Annotated in this window: 19 protein-coding genes and 1 tRNA gene; 9 read left to right on the top strand and 11 right to left on the bottom strand. The window is 59.3% G+C overall.

Annotated elements, in window-relative coordinates; translation table 11 throughout:
- Positions 1-552: 552 nt before the first annotated feature.
- The 3 genes from PH547_RS17675 to dapD form a co-directional block, all read right to left on the bottom strand.
- The gene (locus tag PH547_RS17675; protein ID WP_104821856.1) at positions 553-1,152 is read right to left on the bottom strand and encodes a hypothetical protein; all 600 of its coding nucleotides are present in this window, start codon (positions 1,150-1,152) and stop codon (positions 553-555) included.
- The gene (gene dapE / locus PH547_RS17670; protein ID WP_104821857.1) at positions 1,139-2,332 is read right to left on the bottom strand and encodes a succinyl-diaminopimelate desuccinylase; all 1,194 of its coding nucleotides are present in this window, start codon (positions 2,330-2,332) and stop codon (positions 1,139-1,141) included. The genes PH547_RS17675 and dapE overlap by 14 nt, the downstream gene beginning before the upstream one ends.
- 158 nt (positions 2,333-2,490) lie before the next feature.
- Complete coding sequence (dapD, locus tag PH547_RS17665) at positions 2,491-3,348, bottom strand: 2,3,4,5-tetrahydropyridine-2,6-dicarboxylate N-succinyltransferase (RefSeq protein WP_104821858.1); 858 nt, start codon at positions 3,346-3,348, stop codon at positions 2,491-2,493.
- Positions 3,349-3,558: 210 nt separating this feature from the next.
- Between dapD and PH547_RS17660 the strand changes: the two genes are divergently transcribed.
- Positions 3,559-4,431: an LOG family protein gene (locus PH547_RS17660; protein ID WP_285168966.1), complete on the top strand. Its 873-nt coding sequence runs from the start codon at positions 3,559-3,561 to the stop codon at positions 4,429-4,431.
- Positions 4,432-4,548: 117 nt separating this feature from the next.
- On the opposite strand, the gene PH547_RS17655 is transcribed toward PH547_RS17660, so the two are convergent.
- Positions 4,549-5,205: an EF-hand domain-containing protein gene (locus tag PH547_RS17655; RefSeq protein ID WP_285168965.1), complete on the bottom strand. Its 657-nt coding sequence runs from the start codon at positions 5,203-5,205 to the stop codon at positions 4,549-4,551.
- A 113-nt stretch (positions 5,206-5,318) separates the two neighbouring features.
- Positions 5,319-6,023 (bottom strand): pyrimidine 5'-nucleotidase, encoded by a 705-nt coding sequence (locus tag PH547_RS17650; protein ID WP_283048876.1) that lies wholly within the window; start codon positions 6,021-6,023, stop codon positions 5,319-5,321.
- A gap of 215 nt (positions 6,024-6,238) precedes the next feature.
- Here PH547_RS17650 and PH547_RS17645 point away from each other — a divergent pair, with 215 nt between their 5' ends.
- The gene (locus tag PH547_RS17645) at positions 6,239-7,009 is read left to right on the top strand and encodes an isocitrate lyase/PEP mutase family protein (protein WP_285168964.1); all 771 of its coding nucleotides are present in this window, start codon (positions 6,239-6,241) and stop codon (positions 7,007-7,009) included.
- Positions 7,010-7,120: 111 nt separating this feature from the next.
- Here the strand turns inward: PH547_RS17645 and argB are convergent, their stop codons facing one another.
- Positions 7,121-8,008 (bottom strand): acetylglutamate kinase, encoded by an 888-nt coding sequence (gene argB, locus PH547_RS17640; RefSeq protein ID WP_104821863.1) that lies wholly within the window; start codon positions 8,006-8,008, stop codon positions 7,121-7,123.
- A gap of 182 nt (positions 8,009-8,190) precedes the next feature.
- Between argB and PH547_RS17635 the strand changes: the two genes are divergently transcribed.
- The 3 genes from PH547_RS17635 (at position 8,191) to PH547_RS17625 (ending at position 10,103) form a co-directional block, all read left to right on the top strand.
- Positions 8,191-8,730 carry a sigma-70 family RNA polymerase sigma factor gene (locus PH547_RS17635; protein WP_285168962.1) on the top strand — a complete coding sequence of 180 codons (540 nt, stop codon included), beginning with the start codon at positions 8,191-8,193 and terminating at the stop codon, positions 8,728-8,730.
- Entirely contained in the window at positions 8,727-9,437 is a 711-nt protein-coding gene (locus PH547_RS17630; RefSeq protein WP_104821865.1) for an anti-sigma factor, read from the top strand. The genes PH547_RS17635 and PH547_RS17630 overlap by 4 nt, the downstream gene beginning before the upstream one ends.
- 111 nt (positions 9,438-9,548) lie before the next feature.
- Positions 9,549-10,103, top strand: coding sequence for a fasciclin domain-containing protein (locus PH547_RS17625; RefSeq protein WP_483315554.1), 555 nt, complete (start codon positions 9,549-9,551; stop codon positions 10,101-10,103).
- Between the two features lie 58 nt (positions 10,104-10,161).
- Here the strand turns inward: PH547_RS17625 and yihA are convergent, their stop codons facing one another.
- Positions 10,162-10,821, bottom strand: a complete 660-nt coding sequence (yihA, locus tag PH547_RS17620; RefSeq protein ID WP_285168960.1) for a ribosome biogenesis GTP-binding protein YihA/YsxC — start codon at positions 10,819-10,821, stop codon at positions 10,162-10,164.
- 110 nt (positions 10,822-10,931) lie between these two features.
- Positions 10,932-11,834 (bottom strand): LysR family transcriptional regulator ArgP, encoded by a 903-nt coding sequence (locus PH547_RS17615; protein ID WP_104821868.1) that lies wholly within the window; start codon positions 11,832-11,834, stop codon positions 10,932-10,934.
- Positions 11,835-11,932: 98 nt separating this feature from the next.
- On the opposite strand from PH547_RS17615, the gene PH547_RS17610 reads away from it, so the two are divergent.
- Positions 11,933-12,541, top strand: coding sequence for a LysE/ArgO family amino acid transporter (locus PH547_RS17610; protein WP_104821869.1), 609 nt, complete (start codon positions 11,933-11,935; stop codon positions 12,539-12,541).
- Positions 12,542-12,719: 178 nt separating this feature from the next.
- Here PH547_RS17610 and yidC read toward each other — a convergent pair whose 3' ends face one another.
- Genes yidC through rpmH form a run of 3 tightly spaced genes read right to left on the bottom strand, consistent with a single transcriptional unit; the run spans position 12,720 to position 15,084 of the window.
- Positions 12,720-14,528 (bottom strand): membrane protein insertase YidC, encoded by a 1,809-nt coding sequence (gene yidC / locus PH547_RS17605; RefSeq protein WP_285168959.1) that lies wholly within the window; start codon positions 14,526-14,528, stop codon positions 12,720-12,722.
- On the bottom strand, positions 14,528-14,929 hold the full coding sequence (gene rnpA, locus PH547_RS17600) for a ribonuclease P protein component (RefSeq protein ID WP_104821871.1): 402 nt from the start codon (positions 14,927-14,929) through the stop codon (positions 14,528-14,530). Before rnpA ends, yidC begins: the two co-directional genes overlap by 1 nt.
- Positions 14,930-14,949: 20 nt before the next feature.
- Positions 14,950-15,084 (bottom strand): 50S ribosomal protein L34, encoded by a 135-nt coding sequence (gene rpmH / locus PH547_RS17595; RefSeq protein WP_041677194.1) that lies wholly within the window; start codon positions 15,082-15,084, stop codon positions 14,950-14,952.
- Between the two features lie 430 nt (positions 15,085-15,514).
- On the opposite strand from rpmH, the gene PH547_RS17590 reads away from it, so the two are divergent.
- The 3 genes from PH547_RS17590 to PH547_RS17580 all read left to right on the top strand — a co-directional run bounded on the left by PH547_RS17590 (position 15,515) and on the right by PH547_RS17580 (position 19,416).
- Positions 15,515-17,524 (top strand): HAMP domain-containing methyl-accepting chemotaxis protein, encoded by a 2,010-nt coding sequence (locus tag PH547_RS17590; protein WP_104821872.1) that lies wholly within the window; start codon positions 15,515-15,517, stop codon positions 17,522-17,524.
- Positions 17,525-17,693: 169 nt separating this feature from the next.
- Positions 17,694-19,214, top strand: coding sequence for a sensor histidine kinase (locus PH547_RS17585; protein ID WP_104821873.1), 1,521 nt, complete (start codon positions 17,694-17,696; stop codon positions 19,212-19,214).
- Between the two features lie 125 nt (positions 19,215-19,339).
- Positions 19,340-19,416, top strand: a tRNA-Arg gene (locus PH547_RS17580).
- Positions 19,417-19,538 lie beyond the last annotated feature (122 nt).

The raw sequence follows: 19,538 nt of genomic DNA, 5'->3' as shown, positions 1-19,538 counted from the left end.
ATTGACACACTCAGCGTCTGAGCTGCGCCACCGAAATTGAACATGAGCGCGCCATTGCCACGAATTGCGTCCACATCAAGTGTGGCCGCACACATCGCGGTCTGGCCAAGCGCCATGCCAATATTTGGGAGGGACTCGACTTGAGTAGCAGACTGTGGGGGGAGCAGGTTATCGCGGCACTGAGATCCTCAGGTGCAACAGAGCGTCACCTGTTCATGTCCTCAACCACCCAGCGGAAAAATAAAATAATCAAAGCTGCAAATAATAGTAATTGCATCATCTTTGGCAGATCAAGCATATCATAGCTCTCTAATTTATCGCTGCATCATGCAGACGAGCTATAATAAACCGGAATGCGTCAATGACCATCTACTATGGGGATACATTAAGATTGCGGTTAATATATGGTTTATATTGAATGTATTCAGCGCAACTGAAAATATCGAGACATGACCCGTGAATATATTGCCGCGACTACATCGCCCGGCAGTGATGGCACGTGACGACGTATGACGGCTTTCGTCCGCCACTTTGTCAGAGGTGTCTAACCACTCAACCCGGCGGATAGATGCCGAGGAAGCGCTGGAGAAAATCCGTCAGCAGCATGGTCGGGATCAGCAGTATCAGCGTCAGTGCGCCGACGAAAAGCGGATGCGCACCGCAGATCATTCGGAGGATACGCGCCAGCGAGAAGACGATCGCCATCATCAAGGCCAGCCACAGGATGGCCGCCAGCCCATTGGAACCGGGTACGAAGGCGAGCAGCGCGATCAGCAGGGAATTGAGATAGGAAGTCGGCAAGCCGAGCCAGTTGACCACCACGACGATAGGCGCGAATTTGTCGCCGAAACGAAAGATCATCAGTAGCACGCCGGCCAGTATCAGCGGCGCCAGCCAGCTTGCTGCCTCGACCAGCGCCAGGCGAAAGAAGAAGGCCATGCCGGTCGAGGTTTCCGGCGGCATGGCGGTGAGATAGGCCTGCTGCCACCAGAGCCATGAAATGCCGATCGGCGGCAGGCTCCAGAGGATCGCCCAGAAGGATCGCAGCATGCCGCGGTCTGATATGTCGAGATATTGGAAGCCGCGGGCGTCCATCCGAATCAAAAGCCACAGGCCCGCCAGATAGTATTGGACTTCCCTAAAGGTCGGCATTCGCAAACCAGCGCTGGATGAAGGTCTCGTAGATCTCGGTCAGGGTTTCGAGATCCGATAGCGCCACCCGCTCATCGACCATGTGCATGGTCTGGCCGACAAGACCGAATTCCACGACAGGGCAATAATCCTTGATGTAGCGTGCATCCGAGGTGCCGCCGGTGGTGGAAAGCTTCGGTGTGCGTCCGGTGACATTTTCAATTGCCGACGATAGCGAAGCGATCAGGGCATTGTTGCGCGTCAGGAAAACCTGGCTTGGACGTTCGGACCAGACAATGTCATATTTAGTCGGCTCACGACCTGGCCGCAGCGTTTGGTCTGCTGCGGCGGCATCGAGGCGGGCAAGGATTTCCGCCTTCAGCGTCTCGACGCTCCATGTGTCGTTGAAACGGATATTGAAAACAGCCGTCGCCTTGGCGGGGATGACGTTGGTTGCGGCGTTGCCGACGTCGATCGTCGTCACTTCGAGGTTCGACGGCTGGAAATTGTCGGTGCCGGCGTCGAAGGGCGGATGGAGCAGCGCTTCGGTCAGTTTGACGATGCTGCGCACCGGATTGTCGGCCAGGTGCGGATAAGCGGCATGGCCCTGCACGCCATGAACCGTGATGAAACCGGATATCGAACCGCGGCGGCCGATCTTGATCATGTCGCCGAGCTGGTCGGGATTGGTCGGCTCGCCGACCAGCGAGGCGTCCCATTGCTCGCCCCGCTCGGCGGCCCATTGCAACAGCTTGACCGTACCGTTGATGGCCGGGCCTTCTTCGTCACCGGTGATCAGGAAGGAAATGGAGCCGGTAGGGGCACCATGTTTCTCGATATGGCGGGCGACTGCGGCGGCGAAACAGGCAATGCCACCCTTCATATCGACGGCGCCGCGGCCGAAAAGCTCATCACCAGCGATTTCGGCAGCAAAGGGCGGATGGCTCCAGGATGCGGCATCGCCGACTGGCACGACATCCGTATGGCCGGCAAACATTAGATGCGGACCCTCTGTGCCGAGGCGGGCATAAAGGTTTTCGATATCGGGCGTTCCCGGCTCGCTCGCCGTCATGCGCTCGACTTTGAAGCCCAGCGGCAGCAGCATATCGGCAAGCGCGGTCAGTGCGCCGCCTTCGGCGGGTGTGACAGACGCACAGCGAATGAGGGTCTGCAGATTGGTGACGGGATTGGTAACGGTCATCGGAGGCAACTTATCCGGCGAGAAATGGCAAAGCGATGGCAAAGGATCGGCGATGAGTCGAAAATCTTTGCCACGATTGCAGCAATCGCACAGGCATGCGCACCCGGCAAGCATAAGGGAAGCGCGATGTGACAACCGCGCTTCCAAAAAATTGTAAATCAGTCGCGCAGCAGCTCGTTGATGCCAGTCTTCGAGCGGGTCTTTTCGTCGACGCGCTTGACGATGACGGCGCAGTAGAGGCTGGGAGCGGGCTGGCCGTTCGCCATCGTGTTGCCGCTCGGCAGCGCGCCGGCGACGACGACGGAGTAGGGCGGCACTTCGCCATAGGTGATTTCGCCGGTGGCGCGATCGACGATCTTCGTGGACTTGCCGATGAAGACGCCCATGCCGAGCACGGAACCTTCGCGGACGATGCAGCCTTCGACGACTTCCGAGCGGGCGCCGATGAAGCAGTTGTCCTCAATGATCGTCGGGCCGGCCTGCATCGGCTCCAGCACGCCGCCGATGCCGACACCGCCCGAGAGATGTACATGCTTACCGATCTGGGCGCAGGAACCGACGGTCGCCCAGGTGTCGACCATGGTACCTTCGCCGACATAGGCGCCGAGATTGACGAAGGAAGGCATCAGGATGGCGTTCGGGGCGATATAGGCCGAGCGGCGGACGACGGCGTTCGGCACGGCGCGGAAGCCGGCCTCGCGGAAGCGGTTCTCACCCCAGCCTTCGAACTTCGACGGCACCTTGTCCCACCAGGTCGAGCCACCGGGGCCGCCGTCGACGATCTGCATGTCATTCAGGCGGAAGGAGAGCAGCACCGCTTTCTTGAGCCACTGATTGACCGTCCAATTGCCGTCGGAGCCACGTTCGGCGACGCGGACCTTGCCGCTATCGAGTAGATTGAGCGCCGTCTCGACGGCGTCGCGAACTTCGCCGCGCGTCGACGCGTTCACGTTATCGCGATTTTCGAAGGCAGCCTCGAGGGTCTTTTCGAGAGAAACGAGATCGGTAGCGCTCATGGGAATTCCTTAAAACGTCGGTGCCTATCGTAATTTCCGGAAATGGTCCGGAAGCAGTTGACTGGTCCTATAGCATGGGTCTCGAAAATGGAATGTCTTTTCCGCGCCGATTGAGCTTGGATTCAAGGCATTGTAGGGCATATGCAAGAGCTTGGTCTTCCTGTCAGTTGTTGGAACGCCAGTCATGATCGATTTGAAAGGCATCAGTAGATGAGCAAGGGGAAGAACGGCAGGCTGAGACGCAAGGATGGGGTATGGGACCCTCTGAAGTCGAGCTCGGCCGACAAGAAGCGCGCCGAATCCGTGCCGAAGACGCCGCAATCCATGTCGCCGTCCTATCGGCTCGCCTATGCCGACGACGATTTCCTCTGCCGCGAGGAACTGCGGCCGATCCGGCTGCAGCTCGAACTGTTGAAGACCGAGATGTATCTCACCGAACGTGGCATCAATTCGACGGTGGTCATGTTCGGCGGCGCGCGTATTCCAGCGCCCGGCACCAGCGCCTGGGCGGCGCGCAACGACGTACAGCGTGCCAATCTCGAGGCGGCATCCGTTTACTACGAGGAAGCCCGCAAATTCGCCCGGCTCTGCGCGCGCTACTCCGCCGGCTTCGACTTCCATGAATATGTCGTGGTCACCGGCGGCGGCCCCGGCGTCATGGAGGCTGGCAATCGCGGTGCATCGGAAGAGGGTGCGCCCTCCATCGGCCTCAACATCGTGCTGCCGCACGAGCAGGCGCCGAATGTCTACGTGACGCCGGAACTCAGCTTCAATTTCCACTATTTCGCGATCCGCAAGATGCACTTCATGGTGCGCGCCAAGGCGATCGCGGTGTTCCCGGGCGGTTTCGGCACGCTGGACGAGCTCTTCGAATGCCTGACACTCATCCAGACCGGCCGCATGGAACGCCTGCCGCTGATCCTGTTCGGTGAAAAGTTCTGGCGCGAAATCATCAATTTCGATGCGCTCGCCGAATTCGGCACCATCGCGCCTGACGATGTCAAGCTGATCAGCTTCGTCGACACCGCCGACGAAGCCTGGAAGATCGTCGCGGACTTCTACGAGCACGATAACGGACACTGAAACGAAAGGCCCGCCGTCGCGTCTGCGAGGCGGGCCTTTTCAGCATGGGAGGATGGCCTGGAATGATCCCGAAAACTATGAAGCGGTTTTCGGATAGGATCGTGCCCAACCGAACATTCAGAGCAGGGGACGGTTCGGCATGTCGTCCAGCGAGATCACGCCGTCATGGTTGCGGTCCATGCGGTCGAAGAGCTTGTTGGCGGCGTCTTCGGCCTCCTGCTTGCTGATCTGGCCGTTTTCATCCGTATCGACGCGTTGGAACAACAGGGTCGTGCGCATTAGAGCAGCTTCGTGCATGAAGCGGCCGCGCGGGTGGTGACCGTGATGCTTGCCCGCATCCTGGTTGTCGCCGCTCGGAGCCTGATCCGCTTGAGCCTGGTCGCCCTTGCCTTGATCCCCCTTGGCCTGATCGGCTTGAGCTTGATCCTCGGCGCCCTTGGCGCGTTCGGCCTTCCACTCCTTGATGCGCTCCTTGCGATAGGCGCGCAGTTCGCCGGGGGTGATCTCGCCGTCCTTATTCGTGTCGATCTGGTCAAAGATCTTGTCGACGCCGGCCTTGACCTCGTCCTTGGAAATCTTCATGTCGCCGTTGGTATCGAACTGCTTGAGCATGCGCACATAGACGACTTCCGGCGAAAAGCCCGGGCGATGCCAGCGACCGCCGGGGCCGCCCATGCCGTCATGGGCCTGCGGAGCGGCAAAACTTGCCTGGACGGCGGCGCCGACCAGAAGAGTTGCGGAAAGTCCTGCCAGAAGAAGTTTTTTCCCGTTCATCGTTTTTCCTTTCGTACTGAAGAATGGTCAAACGATACGGCTGAAGGCAAAAAACGACCAATTAAACATCGGTAAGGCGGATGAAACTTTCGTAACCCGATCCTAAAAAACCATTAAACGAGGGTCTTGAGAAAAGCGGTCAGATCGTCGGTCACATAGTCGATATGATCGTCCTCGCCGCTCGTCTTCTCCCACCATTCGACCACTGTGCCTTCGAGATTCTGCGGCACGAGCAGCACGGTCTTCATGCCGAGCGCTTTCGGCACGGTAAGATTGCGCGGCAGGTCCTCGAACATGGCAGCGCGCTTCGTGTCCACCCGATTGAGGCTCATGAACTTGTCGTAGGTGCTGCCTGCCGGCTTCGGCACGTAGTCGGCCGCGACGATGTCGAAAATATCGTCGAAGTTATCGAGGATGCCGAGCGCGCCGGCGGTCGCCTGCGCATGCTTGACGCTGCCGTTGGTGAAAATGAATTTGCGGCCCGGCAGCGCCTTGATGGCGGCGGCGAGCTCCGGCTGGGGCATCAGCGCCGAATAATCGATCGCATGCGCCTTCTCCAGGAAATCATTGGGGTCAATGCGATGATGGATCATCAGCCCCTGCAATGTCGTGCCATGCTCGAGGTAATATTGCTTCTGCAGCTTCCGCGCCTCGTCCCGCTCCATCTGCAGCAGCGTGGAAACATAGGCCGTCATGTTCTTGTCGATCTGCGAGAAGAGATCGACATGATGCGGATAGAGCGTGTTGTCGAGATCGAATACCCAGTCGCGGATATCCGAGAAATCGGCGGGTTGAGGCAGCGTTCTTGTTTGGGTCATGGCGGCCTTATGGCATGTGCTATTGCCTGAGGAAAAGGAAAATATGCCGCGTATATGAGAAACATCGCAGACATTGTCGGCTATCCTAATGCAGGCTATGGTTTTGCCGATTGATTTTTAGGGTTCTGCGCTATTTGCCGGCTAGAGAGGAGTCTGTGCCTCTTCGATTACCAAGGACAAATGCGCCCGGTGAGGTTTTTCAGGAGGGGGATAGTATGAGTCAGGTGGAAAAGGCGGCAGAGTTCGCCAGGCTGCATCGGAAGGGCGATCCGCTGATCCTCTTCAATATCTGGGATGCCGGCTCGGCCAAGGTAGTCACCGAAGCAGGCGCCAAAGCGCTGGCAACGGGAAGTTGGTCGGTCGCCGCGGCCAATGGTTTCGGCGATGGCGAGGCAATACCGCTGTCGCTGCTGGCAGTCATTACCCGTCTGATTTCGGTCACGAGTCCCCTGCCGGTCTCCGTCGATTTCGAAGGCGGCTATGCCATAGAGCCGGATGCCGTCGCCGCGAATGTCGAAAAGATCATGGATCATGGCGCAATCGGCATCAATTTCGAGGATCAAGTGGTCGGCGGCCGCGGCGTTCATCCGATTGAGATGCAGGTGGCCCGCATCCGCGCCATCCGGGAGATGGCCGACCGGCGGGAAATGCCGCTGTTCATCAACGCCCGCACCGATCTTTTCCTGCAGGAAAGCGATACGGCCCATCACCAGATTCTGCTGGAGGAAGCTTACCGCCGCGCCGACGCTTTTGCCGAGGCCGGCGCCAGCGGCTTTTTCACGCCGGGGCTCGTCGACGCGGAATTCATCGAAGCCGTCTGCGATCGCTCACCTCTGCCGGTCAACATCATGGTGCGTCCGACAACGCCCGATAACATCACCATGGGCAGGCTCGGCGTCAGCCGCATCAGCTACGGCCCCGCGCCCTATAGGGCCGTGATGGGAATGCTGAAGAGCGAGGCCGAGGCGCTCTATCAGCAGACCTGATCATCCTGGCTTTTTCTGCGCAAACACGCGCTCCACTGATTTCGGTTGAACGCGCAGTTGCCGACAATGAGAAAACCACGCCCTTCCCAACTTGGGAGGGCGTGTTTTTCCTTAAGGGACAATCAGCGTGCCGGCGCCGCGTTCGGTGAAGATCTCGAGCAGCACGGAATGGGCAGTCTTGCCGTTGAGGATGACGACGCCCTGGACACCTGCCTTGATCGCGTCGATGCAGGTCTCGACCTTCGGGATCATGCCGCCGGAAATCGTGCCGTCGGCGATCAGCGCATGCGCCTGGGCGACGGAGAGTTCCTTGATCAATTGGCCTTGCTTGTCGAGCACGCCCGGAACGTCGGTGAGAAAGAGCAGGCGGGTGGCGCTGAGCGCGCCGGCGATGGCGCCGGCGAAGGTATCGGCATTGATATTGTAGGTGGCGCCGTCGCGGCCGGGAGCGACCGGCGCGATCACCGGAATCATTTCCGACTTTGCCAAGAGGTCGAGCAGCGTGCGGTCGACTTCGACCACTTCGCCGACGAAGCCGAGATCAAGCACGCGCTCGATATTGGAATCCGGATCCTTGATGGTCTTATGCGCCTTCTCGGCGAAGACCATGTTGCCGTCCTTGCCGCAAAGGCCGATCGCCCATTCGCCGGTCTGGTTGATCAGCGCGACGATTTCCTTGTTGATCGAGCCGGCCAGCACCATTTCGACGATCTCGACGGTCTTGGCGTCGGTCACGCGCAGGCCGCCTTCGAATTTCGATTCGATGCCCATCTTCGTCAGCATGGAGCCGATCTGCGGACCGCCGCCATGGACGACGATCGGGTTGACGCCTGACTGTTTCAGAAGCGCGATATCGGCCGCAAACGCCTTGCCGAGCTCCGCATTGCCCATGGCATGACCACCGTATTTCACCACGATGGTCTTGTTTTCATAACGCTGCATGTAGGGCAGGGCCTGAGCGAGCAGGCTGGCTTGAAGTTCGCTTTGGGATTCGGACATGGGGCACCCCGTAAAATTGATCGCGGCCTTTTATCTCAAGTTTTTGACAGAGGGAATAATGGTGACAGGATTAGTTTTTCCTGCGTCATATCGCGCCCCGCCCTTTATCATCCTTTGAGTGAGCTTGCCGCCCGATGCTTTTCCCCTAAGATATCTTGAATAAGCCGCGATCGGGGGATCGGATGGCGAGTGAGGAGATAGAGGCGCTCATCGGCCGGGTCGCGATGCGCGACCAGAAAGCCTTTGTCGCGCTCTATAAGAAGACGAGTCCGAAACTCTATGCCGTGTGTCTGCGTATCCTCGGCAATAGAACGGACGCCGAGGAGATTTTGCAGGAAGTTTATGTGAAAATCTGGCAGCGGGCGGAGCGCTTTATCGCCTCGGAAGGGCCGGCGATCCCGTGGCTGACCACGATTGCGCGCAATCAATCGATCGATGCTATCCGTGCCCGAAAACCTGTCGCAGACGAAATTGATACGGCCTATGATCTTGCTGATACCGAACCTGGACCCGAAGAGCAGGCAATGGTGAAGGGAGAGGGAAGGCGGATTGACAGGTGCATGGAAGAGTTGGAAGCTGATCGGGCGCGGGCTGTTCGCAGCGCCTATGTGGATGGCCTGAGCTACCAGGAACTTGCCGAGCAATATGCGGTGCCTTTGAATACCATGCGCACCTGGCTGCGCCGAAGCCTGATTAGACTGAGAGAGTGCATGGACAGATGAGTACGCCCGATCAAAGCAAGGGAGGTCGCTCCCGAGATGAAGTCCTGGCCGGAGAATATGTGCTCGGCGTGCTGTCATTGGAGGATCGGCAGAAGGTGGAGCGGCGCATGCGCAGCGATCGGCAGTTCGCCGCCATCGTCAGCCGCTGGGAGCAGAATCTTTCGGGATTCAACGACGATTACGACATGGTCCCGCCGGCCGCCTCCGTCTTTCCCAAGATCGAAAGGCGCATTTTTGGAGAAGCCGCTTTCGGCGCCAATCTCTGGAATTCTTTGTTGCTCTGGCGGTCCGTCGCCTTCGGTTCCTTGTTTCTCGCAGCCGGCGTTCTGGTTTTCACCGTCACGAACAACGTCTCAAAGCCGCAGCCGGGCAGGCAGCTCACCGCATCTCTTACCGGACAGAACAGCCCCATCAATTTGCTGGCGGATTATGACGTCACAAGCGGACGACTGAAGGTGACACCGGTCGCCGCCGGCCAGCCTCAGGAAAAATCATTGGAACTCTGGCTGATCCGCGGCAGCGAGCCGGCCGAGGCGCTCGGCGTCCTGCCGCAGACCGGCGAGGGCGAGATCGTCCTGCCGCAGGAGATCCACGGTAAGCTGACGGAAGGCGCGATCATCGCCGTCAGCGTCGAGCCCTTTGGTGGTTCGCCAACGGGCAAGCCCACGGGCGATGTCATCGCCTCCGGCACGATCCATCTGCCCTGAAGGCATCTTTCTTCCGAAAAAAGAATCGCGGCTGAAACTCTTCCTTCGGCGCCTCCGTACCTTGCTCTGACCCCATGTGATCGGGGCAAAAGAGGAAGAGGACAAGCCATGATGAAGACCGCAATCCGCATCGCCGCAGTGGCCGTAACACTTTCGGCCACGACCGGCCTCGCCTATGCGAAGAACCCGACCGTCGGTGGCGCGCCGATGTTCGCCAGCAAGAACATCATCGAAAATGCCGTCAACTCGAAGGACCACACGACGCTGGTCGCCGCCGTCAAGGCCGCCGGCCTTGTCGATACGCTGGAAGGCAAAGGCCCCTTCACCGTCTTCGCGCCCACCAATGAAGCCTTCAAGAAGCTGCCGCCCGGCACCGTCGAGACGCTGTTGAAGCCGGAGAACAAGGCGAAGCTGACGAAGATCCTGACCTGTCACGTCGTTGCTGGCGATGACATGGCGGCCGCCATCAAGAAGATGTCGATGGGCAATGGCGGCGAATATGATCTGAAAACGGTCGGCGGCTGCACGATCAAGGCCACGGAAATGGGCGGCAAGCTGACGTTGACCGACGAGGCCGGCGGCACCGCTCACATCACCATTGCCGACGTCAAGCAGTCGAACGGTGTGATCCATGTCGTCGACAAGGTGTTATTGCCGAAAATGTAACGACCATCGGCAGCATGGCCGCCACTTTTCTAACGTCGAGGGTGGCGGCCTCTTATTGTCAGACGGCAATGCCGACCGTCAGGCCGATCGCCTCACGCAGCTCCTGCAGGCCCTCGGCCTTCTCCGACGAGGTGGCGAGGATGCCGGGATAGGCGGCGGGGCGCTTGCGGATCTTTTCGGCCGTATCGGCGACCAGCTTCGGCAGGCCCGCAGCCTTGATCTTGTCGGTTTTGGTCAAGACGATCTGATAGGAAACCGCAGCCTTGTCGAGCAGCGACAGAACCTCTTCGTCATTTTTCTTGATGCCGTGGCGGCTGTCGATCAGCACATAAACGCGCTTCAGCGTCGACCTTCCGCGCAGATAGTCGAAAACCAGTTTCGTCCAGGCATCCACCTGCTCCTTCGGCGCTTCGGCATAGCCGTAGCCGGGCATGTCCACCAAGGCCATCGGCGGCAGGTCAGTTCCTTCGCCGGAAAAACCGTCGGGAACGAAATAGTTGAGTTCCTGCGTGCGGCCCGGCGTATTCGAGGTGCGTGCCAGACCCTTCTGGCCGACCAGCGCATTGATCAGCGACGACTTGCCGACATTCGAACGCCCGGCGAAAGCCACTTCCAGCGGCCCCTCCGGCGGCAGGAATTTCATCGCCGGCACGCCGCGGATGAAGATCCATGGGCGCCCGAAAAGCGGCTTGTCGTCTTTTATCGTCTGATCTGCCATGCGCTCGCGGTCTTCCGGTTCAACTGGCTGACTGGCTTCGGGGTTTTGGCTGGGAAAGTCAAGTTTTGATCGTCAACTCTTCGTTGGCGGCTGGCTGTCCAAAGCAATCGTCAGGACGGAATAAGCGATCTTTTTGCAACATCGATAACGGTTTGGGTAAGCAGGGCAAGCCGGTCTGCGGCGAGACGGCTAATCTGCCAGTAGAGGGTCACATCCAGAGGCGTGTCCGGCACCAGTTCGACCAGCCGCCCAGCCCGAACATGGTCTTCAATGAGATGAACCGGGTTCATTCCCCATCCCATCCCCAGCAGGCTGGCTTCGACGAAGCCTTGTGTAGAGGGCAACCAGTGTGTTGGCACGTTACTGTGGACTCCGAACACACGTTGGAGCCAATCGATTTGGAGGCGATCCTTCTGACTGAAGATCAATGAAGGCGCGACGGCTATGGCCTCCGGTGTCACGCCATGGGGAAAATACCGTCGAACAAAGTCGGGGCTTGCTGTGGCATGGTAGCGCATAGCACCCAAGGAATAGCGGCGGCACCCGGAAATCGGTTGTTCCATGCTGGTGACGGCAGCAATGACCCTTCCGCGCTGAAGCCAGTCCGCGGTGTAATCCTGATCATCAACCGAGATATTGAGAAGATAATCCGACGTGTTGGCGAAGCGCGCCGTCGCTTCCAGAAACCAGGTTCCAAGACTATCGGCGTTCGTCGCGACCTGAAGCGTGACCCGCTGCTGAGGTTTTCCACGCTCGCTGAGAGAGGGGAGATGTTCGAGCAATTCGCTTTCCAGAATGCCGACGTTTTCCATGTGCCGGCAAAGCCAGTCGCCCTGTTCCGTGGCGATACAAGGCGTCCCCCTGATGACGAGCGCAGTGCCGACCCGTTCTTCGAGTTGCTTGATCCGCTGAGAAATGGCCGACGGCGAAACGTTCAGTACCGCAGCCGCTTTTTCGAAGCTGCCGGTTTGAACAACGGCGGAGAGAACGCGAAGAGCCGGGTAGTCTATCATGGATAAGCTACGCTTAATCAGTGTAAGGAGGTTTAAGTATCCTAAATCGGCGATCGGGTCTATGGAGCCGCGAGGCTTTTGAGGCGGGCAATATCGGCATGGATTTCTCGACATATTTTACCGGAATGACGATGGGGCTAAGTCTCATCGTCGCCATTGGCGCGCAGAATGCGTTCATCCTTCGCCAAGGTTTGCGCCACGAGTACGTCTTCGCGGTCTGCCTTGCCTGCGCACTGTCGGACGCTGTCCTCATCGTGATCGGGGTCACGAGTTTAAAGCAGGTCGTCGACGTGCTGCCATGGCTCGATCCCCTCATGCGCTACGGCGGGACCGCGTTCTTGGTCTGGTATGGGGCGAAAAGCCTGTTATCCGCGCTGCGATCCACCGGCGCTCTGTCGGTGGCGAAGAGCAATTCGGCGAGCTTCGGTAAGACCATGGCCATGTGCCTTGCACTGACTTGGCTCAATCCTCACGTTTACCTCGACACCGTTGTGCTTCTCGGAACGATCGCGACGCGCTTTCCAGGTCATCAGGCGGAGTTTGCCGCAGGGGCCACGACAGGGTCGTTCCTGTTCTTCTTTTCACTGGGATACGGCGCGACCCGACTGAAGCCCATCTTTTCGCGGCCGGCATCATGGCGCATTCTCGAGGCAATCATTGCCTGCGTCATGTGGCTGATCGCTTTCAAACTTCTCGGCGGGATGTGAAGTTCGCCGGGATGGCGGACGAGAAGAGCGCCATCTTGTATGACGTGCATCGGCTTTTTACTGCATAAACTGCCCCAGCGCGGCGCTTTCTCGTACGCTTTCGCCCTCTCGGCGATCGCAGTTGACGGCACTTGCCACCCAATAACGAAAAAGCCCCGCCGGAGCGGGGCTTGTATCGTCATTTCGAGGGCGCCGGTTTTCGTTTGAACAGGCCCTTCAGATTGTCGAAGAGTTCCACTTTCACGCCATGGCGCTTCATGATGATCGACTGCTGGATGACCGAGAGCGTGTTGTTCCAGGCCCAGTAGATCACGAGGCCGGCCGGGAAGCTCGACAGCATGAACATGAATACCAGCGGCATCCAGTTGAAGATCATCGCCTGCGTCGGGTCGGGCGGCGTCGGGTTCATGCGCATCTGCAGGAACATGGTAACGCCCATGATCAGCGGCCAGACGCCGAGATGCAGGATAGTCGGAGCGGCGAACGGCAGCAGGCCGAACAGGTTGACGATCGAGGTCGGATCGGGAGCGGAAAGATCCTGGATCCAGCCAAAGAACGGCGCGTGGCGCATCTCGATGGTGATGTAGATCACCTTGTACAGCGAGAAGAAGATCGGGATCTGCAAGAGCACGGGCCAGCAGCCCGCGATCGGGTTGATCTTCTCTTCCTTGTAGAGCTGCATCGTTGCCTGCTGCAGCCCCATGCGATCGTCGCCGAACTTGGCCTTCAGCTCTTCCATCTTCGGCTGCATGCGCTTCATGTTCGCCATCGAGGCATATTGCTTGCTGGCGAGCGGGAAGAACAGCGCCTTGACGACGATGGTCGTGCAGAGGATCGCGACACCGAAATTGCCGAAGAAGTGGAAGAAGAAATCCATCAACTTGAACATCGGCTTGGTGATGAAATAGAACCAGCCCCAGTCGATCAGGCGGTCGAAACGCGGGATCGAATAGCTCGTCTCGTAGCGGTCGATGACGGGCACTTCCTTGGCGCCGGCGAAGACCAGGCTCTTCAGTTCCTGCGACTGGCCAGGAGCGATGGTGATGGCATCCTGCTTATAGTCGGCCTGGTAGCGCGGCTGACCGTCGGTGAAATGCGAGAAGTGAGCATCGTAGGCGGTCGACTGCGGCGGCACGATCGTTGCGGCCCAGTACTTGTCCGTGATGCCGAGCCAGCCGCCGGTCGCCTTCGCAGGATTGACGGCTTCCTTTTCAGCGGCGGTATATTTGGTCTCGATCAGCCCGTCATCGCCGATGACGCCGATGAAGCCTTCATGCAGGACATAGGCCGTCGGCGTGGTCGGCTTGTTGTAGCGGGTCACGCGGCCATAGCTCGACAGCGACACCGGCGCCTGACCGGCATTGGCGACCTTGTCGGTGATCGTGAACATGTAATGATCGTCGACCGAAATGGTGCGGGTAAAGGTGATGCCCTTGTCGTTGGTGTAGGAGAGCGTCACCGGCGTCTTCTCAGTCAGCTTGTCGCCGCCGGAAAGGGTCCAGATCGTCGAGGGGCCTGGAACGGCGCCGGTCGCGTCGCTGCCGATATAGCCGAGCTCGGTGAAATAGCCGTCCTTGGTGTCGGCCGGGCTGAACAGCGTGATGATCGGGCTGCTCTTGTCGACCGTCTCGTGATAGGTCTTGAGCTGCAGATCGTCGAGGCGTGCACCTTCCAGATTGATGGAACCGGCAAGCGCGGCGGTGTCGATGGCGACGCGCGAGGACGACGTTTTGGCAACCGATTGATCGCGGTTGAGGGTCGTCGGTGCGGTCTGGTCGTTCGCGGGCAACGAGCCGTTCACGGGGGTGCCTGCGGCCGGGGCCTGCGTCTGCGTCGACTGAGCCTGCTGCGTCTGCTGCTGCAGCTTGGCGGCCTGCTCGGCCTGGCGCTGCGCGTCGAGACGCGGGTTCATGTAGAAAAACTGCCAGGCGAGAACAATCAGCACAGACAGGGCAATTGCTATGAAGTAATTGCGGTTGTTTTCCATCATACTTTCCTGGAGCGGTCCGTTTCCGGCCGCCGGTGTTTCGGCCTGGTTTCGATGCGGCTGACGAGTTCGCTCGCCAGTTTCTCGAAAGGTGCGGTCAGCACATCGCGCCGCGCGACAACCACATAGTCGTGTCCGGGCTGCATTGCAAACCCCGCATGAAGCCGCACGGCTTCTTTCAGCCTGCGCCGCATGCGGTTGCGTTCGACCGCGTTGCCATGTTTTTTGGTGACGGTAAAACCAACGCGAGGTTCGGCGTCGGTGAGCTTGCGGTCCAGCACTTCAATGAGGAAGAGGCTTCCCCTGCGTTTTTCGCCTTCACGGACTACAAGAAACTGCGGCCGGCTTTTCAGCCGCCCGACAGTCTTTTTGGGTCGTTCATTCGTCAATTCGCCCGCCATCTTATCGGGCATTCCGGCCCTTAGGCCGAAAGACGCTTGCGACCGCGGTTACGGCGAGCGGAGAGAACCGCGCGGCCGCCCTTGGTAGCCATGCGCGCACGGAAACCGTGACGACGCTTGCGGACAAGCTTGGATGGTTGATAGGTACGCTTCATTTATTTAAACACCGCGGAGTGCGGCCCTTCTTGAGCTTTGCTTTAAAAGCAAGGAGCGTTGTTGATTATGGCGAACGGGCTTGGCCTGCAAAGGCAGGCTCCATGACCGGACGTGCGCGGGCTTATAAGGATCAAGGCCCCGGAAGTCAATTATACCGGCGCAGATTCTCAGAATCCGGCTTCTCTCGTCAAAAGATACTTTGCTCAACCAGTGCGTGAGCGCGATGAAAGTCGCAGGCAACCGGATTAACTAATAAGTTTCCAATATTAAACGTGGTTGTTGCTAGGAGTTTGCTAGCTCATTGAAAGTGTTTCGAAATTTATATTAAAGATATCGCAAGACAACATTAATGATTTTAGTCGATATCTAGAGATATGTCGGGAAAAGCCCTGGCTTTTTGGGGGTCTTCCGCTTCTAGGGAGCATATCGTTGAAGATTCGTGGTAAAATCAATCTGCTCGTATCCGTGATGGCTGGTGCCGCGCTTTTGATCGGCGCAACCGCTCTTTATGCGGTCGATCAATATGACGGGCAGCTCGATGCCTATGAGCTTGCGTCAAGCCGCGCCTATATGGGCGAGCGCCTGAACCGCTACGTCACCGCGGTCGTGATGGAATCGCGCGGCATCTATGCTTCCAGTACCACCAAGGATGCCAAGAACTTCGCCGACGGATTGATGAAAGATCTTGACGAGATCGACAAGGTGATTGCCGCCTGGTCGCCGTTGGTCCCCGAAGAGCAGAAAGCCGAATTCACCAAATTGCAGGATCGCGCGAAGGAATTCCGCACATTTAGAACCGAGACCGCTCGGCTCGGTGTAGCGGAAAGTCCGGAGGCCGCCAACAAACAGGGCAACAACGACGCCAACCGCGCCAATCGCAAGGCATTCCAGGCTGAGATCGATGCGGTCGTTCAGACCGACAAGGCAGCGCTTGATGTTGTCGATGACGAGGTCACGGCTTTCCGCCAGACGGTCATGTGGGCCGTGCTCGGCATGATGGTGGCGGGGATCGGCGCCGGCGCCGGCCTCGGCATGTACATTGGCACCGCGCATCTCAGCCGGCCGATCCGCAAGGTGACCGAGACCATCAAGCAAGTGGCTGACGGCAATTTCGATATCGAGGTTCCTTTTGCCGGACGCGCCGACGAAATCGGCGAGATGGCCGCCGCCGTCGACGTATTCAAGCAGAACGGCAATGCCGTGCGCCGCATGAATGCCGAGGAGACCGCGATGCGCGCCAAGAGCGACGACCTGCAGTCCAGCATGTCGCTCGTCGTTTCCGCTGCCGCGGCCGGCGATTTCAGCCGCCGCATCGAAAAGGATTATGGCGACGTCAACCTCAATCGTTTTGCCGGCAACATCAACGAACTTCTGACGAGTGTCGACACCGGTGTCGGCGAGGTCCGCCGCGTCCTTGCGAGCCTTGCCGAAGGCGATCTGACCCAGACGATGCGAGGCGAGTTCCACGGTGCCTTCGCCGAGCTGCAGCAGAACGTCAACAGTACCTTTGCGACCCTTAAGAGCACCATGCGCGAAGTGCGCGAGACGACCGGCTCCATCAACACCAATACCAACGAACTGCGCAGCGCCAGCGACGATCTCTCCAAGCGCACCGAACAGCAGGCCGCTGCCCTGGAAGAGACCTCGGCGGCGCTCGACCAGATCACCGCCGTTGTGCAAAGCTCGACCGAGCGGGCACAGGAGGCGAGCGTCATGGTGACGGAAGCCAAGGAGAACGCCGCTCATTCCGGCATGGTGGTTCGCAACGCCGTCGAGGCCATGGGCCGCATCGAACAAGCATCCGGCGAGATCAGCCAGATCATCGGCGTCATCGACGAGATCGCCTTCCAGACCAATCTGCTGGCGTTGAATGCCGGCGTTGAGGCTGCCCGTGCCGGTGAAGCCGGTAAGGGCTTCGCCGTCGTCGCCCAGGAAGTGCGGGAATTGGCGCAGCGCTCCGCCACCGCCGCCAAGGATATCAAGGCGCTGATCAGCAAGTCGGGCGATCAGGTGCAAGTGGGCGTCAAGCTGGTGCAGGCAACGGGCGAGGCGCTGGCGGCGATTGAGGCGCGGGTCTTGAAGATCAACGATCATATCCATTCGATCGCAACGGCCGCCCGCGAACAATCGACTGGCCTGACGGAAGTGAATAAAGCCGTCAATCAGATGGACGAAGTGACGCAGCGCAACGCTGCCATGGTCGAGGAAACCTCCGCAGCTACCCATCGCCTCTCGGCCGAGGCCGATGGTCTCGTCAGCCTCGTTGCCCGCTTCAAGGTCGACACGGGCGCTACCTCCGCTCCGGTGGCTGCGCGCACCGAAACGCATCGTCCCGTCGCATCGCCGGCACGCCGAATGCTCGGCAAGGTCGCTGGCGCCTTTGCGGGCGGTGCCGCTACGGCAGCAGCACCGGCAGCGCAGGGCTGGGAGGAATTCTGATCCGGCCCGGGTTCTGACGGAAGGGCGCGGCGACGCGCCTTTCCTGTCTTTTGACATCACCAATCCGCCGTGCTGCCATAGAGGCGATTGGAAAAACTGTCACAATCTCCTATTATCTGCTTCGATATGTCGTCATCAGATCGCTTTGAAACAAAGCGGGACAGCCGAAATGGATAGTGAGCAAGACAGCAACGTCGGCGAAGGCAGCAAGGCCGAGGCTCGGGGTCACTCGCGTTTCTACCGCCCCACTGGCATTTTCGGCGGCCTTTCCGGCAAGCTCCTGATGCTCACGGTCGTTTTCATCCTGCTTGCCGAAGTGCTGATCTTTGTTCCCTCCGTCGCCAACATGCGCTTGCGCTGGCTGGAGGACCGGCTGAACACGGCCGCCGCCGCCGCCATTGTCATCGATGGCTTGCAACCGGTCGAACTGCCCCGCGCGCTTCAGAAGGAAACGCTGATGGCGACGGGTACGCGTGCCATCGTGTTGCGCAAGGACGGCACCTCGCGGCTGTTGGCGACCGCCGAGATGCCGGCTTCCGTCGACGAGCAATATGATTTGAGCGACGTCTCGCTGCCGACAGCGATGCGCGATGCGCTGGACACGCTGCTGTTCGGCGGCAACCGCATCATCCGCGTCTTCGGTCCGGTTGGCGGCGACACCGGCACCGGCATCGAAGTGGTGCTGAAGGACACAAGGCTGCGCAGCGCCATGCTTGCCTATTCCGGCAGTGTCCTTTTCGTCTCGATCCTGATTTCGCTGTTCACCGCGACCCTGATCTTCTTTGCCATCAATCGCATGATGATCCGCCCAATCCGGCGCCTGACCGACAGCATGCAAACCTATTCGGATGATCCAGAAGACCCCGCCCGCGTGTTGGTGCCGGACGGTGGACGCGACGAATTGGCCGTGGCCGGCCGCCATCTCGCCTCCATGCAGTCGCAGTTGCAGAAGACGCTGAAGCAGCAGAAGAACCTCGCCGCTCTCGGTCTCGCCGTGTCGAAGATCAATCACGACATGCGCAACATCCTGTCGGCCGCGCAACTGATGTCCGACCGCCTGGTCGATGTCGACGACCCGATGGTCAAGCGCTTTGCGCCAAAGCTGCTGCGCACTATCGACCGCGCCGTCGGCTATACGACCGAGGTGCTGTCCTTCGGCCAGACCTCCGAATCCGCCCCGCGCCGCCGCCGCGTGCATCTGCTCGAACTCATCGACGAGGTGCGCGATATCTTGGCAATCGACCCTGATAGCGGCATCGAATTCGTCGTGCAGATGAGCCCGGATCTGGAGGTCGATGCCGACAGCGAGCAACTGTTCCGCATCATCCACAATCTCTGCCGCAACGCCCATCAGGCCCTGGTCGCCTTTGCCGAGACCGCGCCCGACAGCATCCGACGAATCACGGTGTCTGCGCGTCGCATTGGCAGCGTCGTCAGCATCACCGTCGACGATACCGGCCCGGGCATGCCGCAGAAGGCGCGGGAAAACCTCTTCACTGCCTTCCGCGGCTCCGCCCGCTCCGGCGGCACCGGTTTGGGGCTGGCGATCGCCCGCGAACTGGTGCTTGCCCATGGCGGTACCATCGCGCTGGTGGAAAAACCCGCCGCCGGCACCCAATTCCGCATCGAAATTCCCGACCGCCCGGTTTCGCTCGACGACTACCGCAGCCGCAGCTTTCACGAAAACTGAGCGTTTTCAGCCTCTTCGCGATACTCGTAGCGAAAATCGCAATCTTTTTCACAAATCCACTTGCATTCCCCGGAAGGACGCTTTAGAGAACCGCCCACGCCAACGGTTCCTTCCGTTTCGGCCACGCACCCGTAGCTCAGCTGGATAGAGCACCAGACTACGAATCTGGGGGTCAGGAGTTCGAATCTCTTCGGGTGCGCCATTTTCTCCATCATTCCGGAACAGCCGGGCATCAATCTCGATCGAGATGATTTTAAGCCCGATCGGCCCAAAATCAGCCTGATCTCGATCACGTAGTTGGAGCGGGACTCCGCCGAAAACCGC

The organism is Rhizobium cerradonense (assembly GCF_030182455.1).
Classification (GTDB): domain Bacteria; phylum Pseudomonadota; class Alphaproteobacteria; order Rhizobiales; family Rhizobiaceae; genus Rhizobium.
Note: the sequence above shows the minus strand (reverse complement) of the source record. Positions and strands in the feature narration are given on the sequence as shown.

What these genes read in the sequence shown, in the direction of transcription:
- PH547_RS17675 (WP_104821856.1), bottom strand. Translation starts at nt 1,152, where the DNA reads ATGCCGACCTTTAGGGAAGTCCAATACTATCTGGCGGGCCTGTGGCTT.
- dapE (WP_104821857.1), bottom strand. Translation starts at nt 2,332, where the DNA reads ATGACCGTTACCAATCCCGTCACCAATCTGCAGACCCTCATTCGCTGT.
- dapD (WP_104821858.1), bottom strand. Translation starts at nt 3,348, where the DNA reads ATGAGCGCTACCGATCTCGTTTCTCTCGAAAAGACCCTCGAGGCTGCC.
- PH547_RS17660 (WP_285168966.1), top strand. Translation starts at nt 3,559, where the DNA reads ATGAGCAAGGGGAAGAACGGCAGGCTGAGACGCAAGGATGGGGTATGG.
- PH547_RS17655 (WP_285168965.1), bottom strand. Translation starts at nt 5,205, where the DNA reads ATGAACGGGAAAAAACTTCTTCTGGCAGGACTTTCCGCAACTCTTCTG.
- PH547_RS17650 (WP_283048876.1), bottom strand. Translation starts at nt 6,023, where the DNA reads ATGACCCAAACAAGAACGCTGCCTCAACCCGCCGATTTCTCGGATATC.
- PH547_RS17645 (WP_285168964.1), top strand. Translation starts at nt 6,239, where the DNA reads ATGAGTCAGGTGGAAAAGGCGGCAGAGTTCGCCAGGCTGCATCGGAAG.
- argB (WP_104821863.1), bottom strand. Translation starts at nt 8,008, where the DNA reads ATGTCCGAATCCCAAAGCGAACTTCAAGCCAGCCTGCTCGCTCAGGCC.
- PH547_RS17635 (WP_285168962.1), top strand. Translation starts at nt 8,191, where the DNA reads ATGGCGAGTGAGGAGATAGAGGCGCTCATCGGCCGGGTCGCGATGCGC.
- PH547_RS17630 (WP_104821865.1), top strand. Translation starts at nt 8,727, where the DNA reads ATGAGTACGCCCGATCAAAGCAAGGGAGGTCGCTCCCGAGATGAAGTC.
- PH547_RS17625 (WP_483315554.1), top strand. Translation starts at nt 9,549, where the DNA reads ATGAAGACCGCAATCCGCATCGCCGCAGTGGCCGTAACACTTTCGGCC.
- yihA (WP_285168960.1), bottom strand. Translation starts at nt 10,821, where the DNA reads ATGGCAGATCAGACGATAAAAGACGACAAGCCGCTTTTCGGGCGCCCA.
- PH547_RS17615 (WP_104821868.1), bottom strand. Translation starts at nt 11,834, where the DNA reads ATGATAGACTACCCGGCTCTTCGCGTTCTCTCCGCCGTTGTTCAAACC.
- PH547_RS17610 (WP_104821869.1), top strand. Translation starts at nt 11,933, where the DNA reads ATGGATTTCTCGACATATTTTACCGGAATGACGATGGGGCTAAGTCTC.
- yidC (WP_285168959.1), bottom strand. Translation starts at nt 14,528, where the DNA reads ATGGAAAACAACCGCAATTACTTCATAGCAATTGCCCTGTCTGTGCTG.
- rnpA (WP_104821871.1), bottom strand. Translation starts at nt 14,929, where the DNA reads ATGGCGGGCGAATTGACGAATGAACGACCCAAAAAGACTGTCGGGCGG.
- rpmH (WP_041677194.1), bottom strand. Translation starts at nt 15,084, where the DNA reads ATGAAGCGTACCTATCAACCATCCAAGCTTGTCCGCAAGCGTCGTCAC.
- PH547_RS17585 (WP_104821873.1), top strand. Translation starts at nt 17,694, where the DNA reads ATGGATAGTGAGCAAGACAGCAACGTCGGCGAAGGCAGCAAGGCCGAG.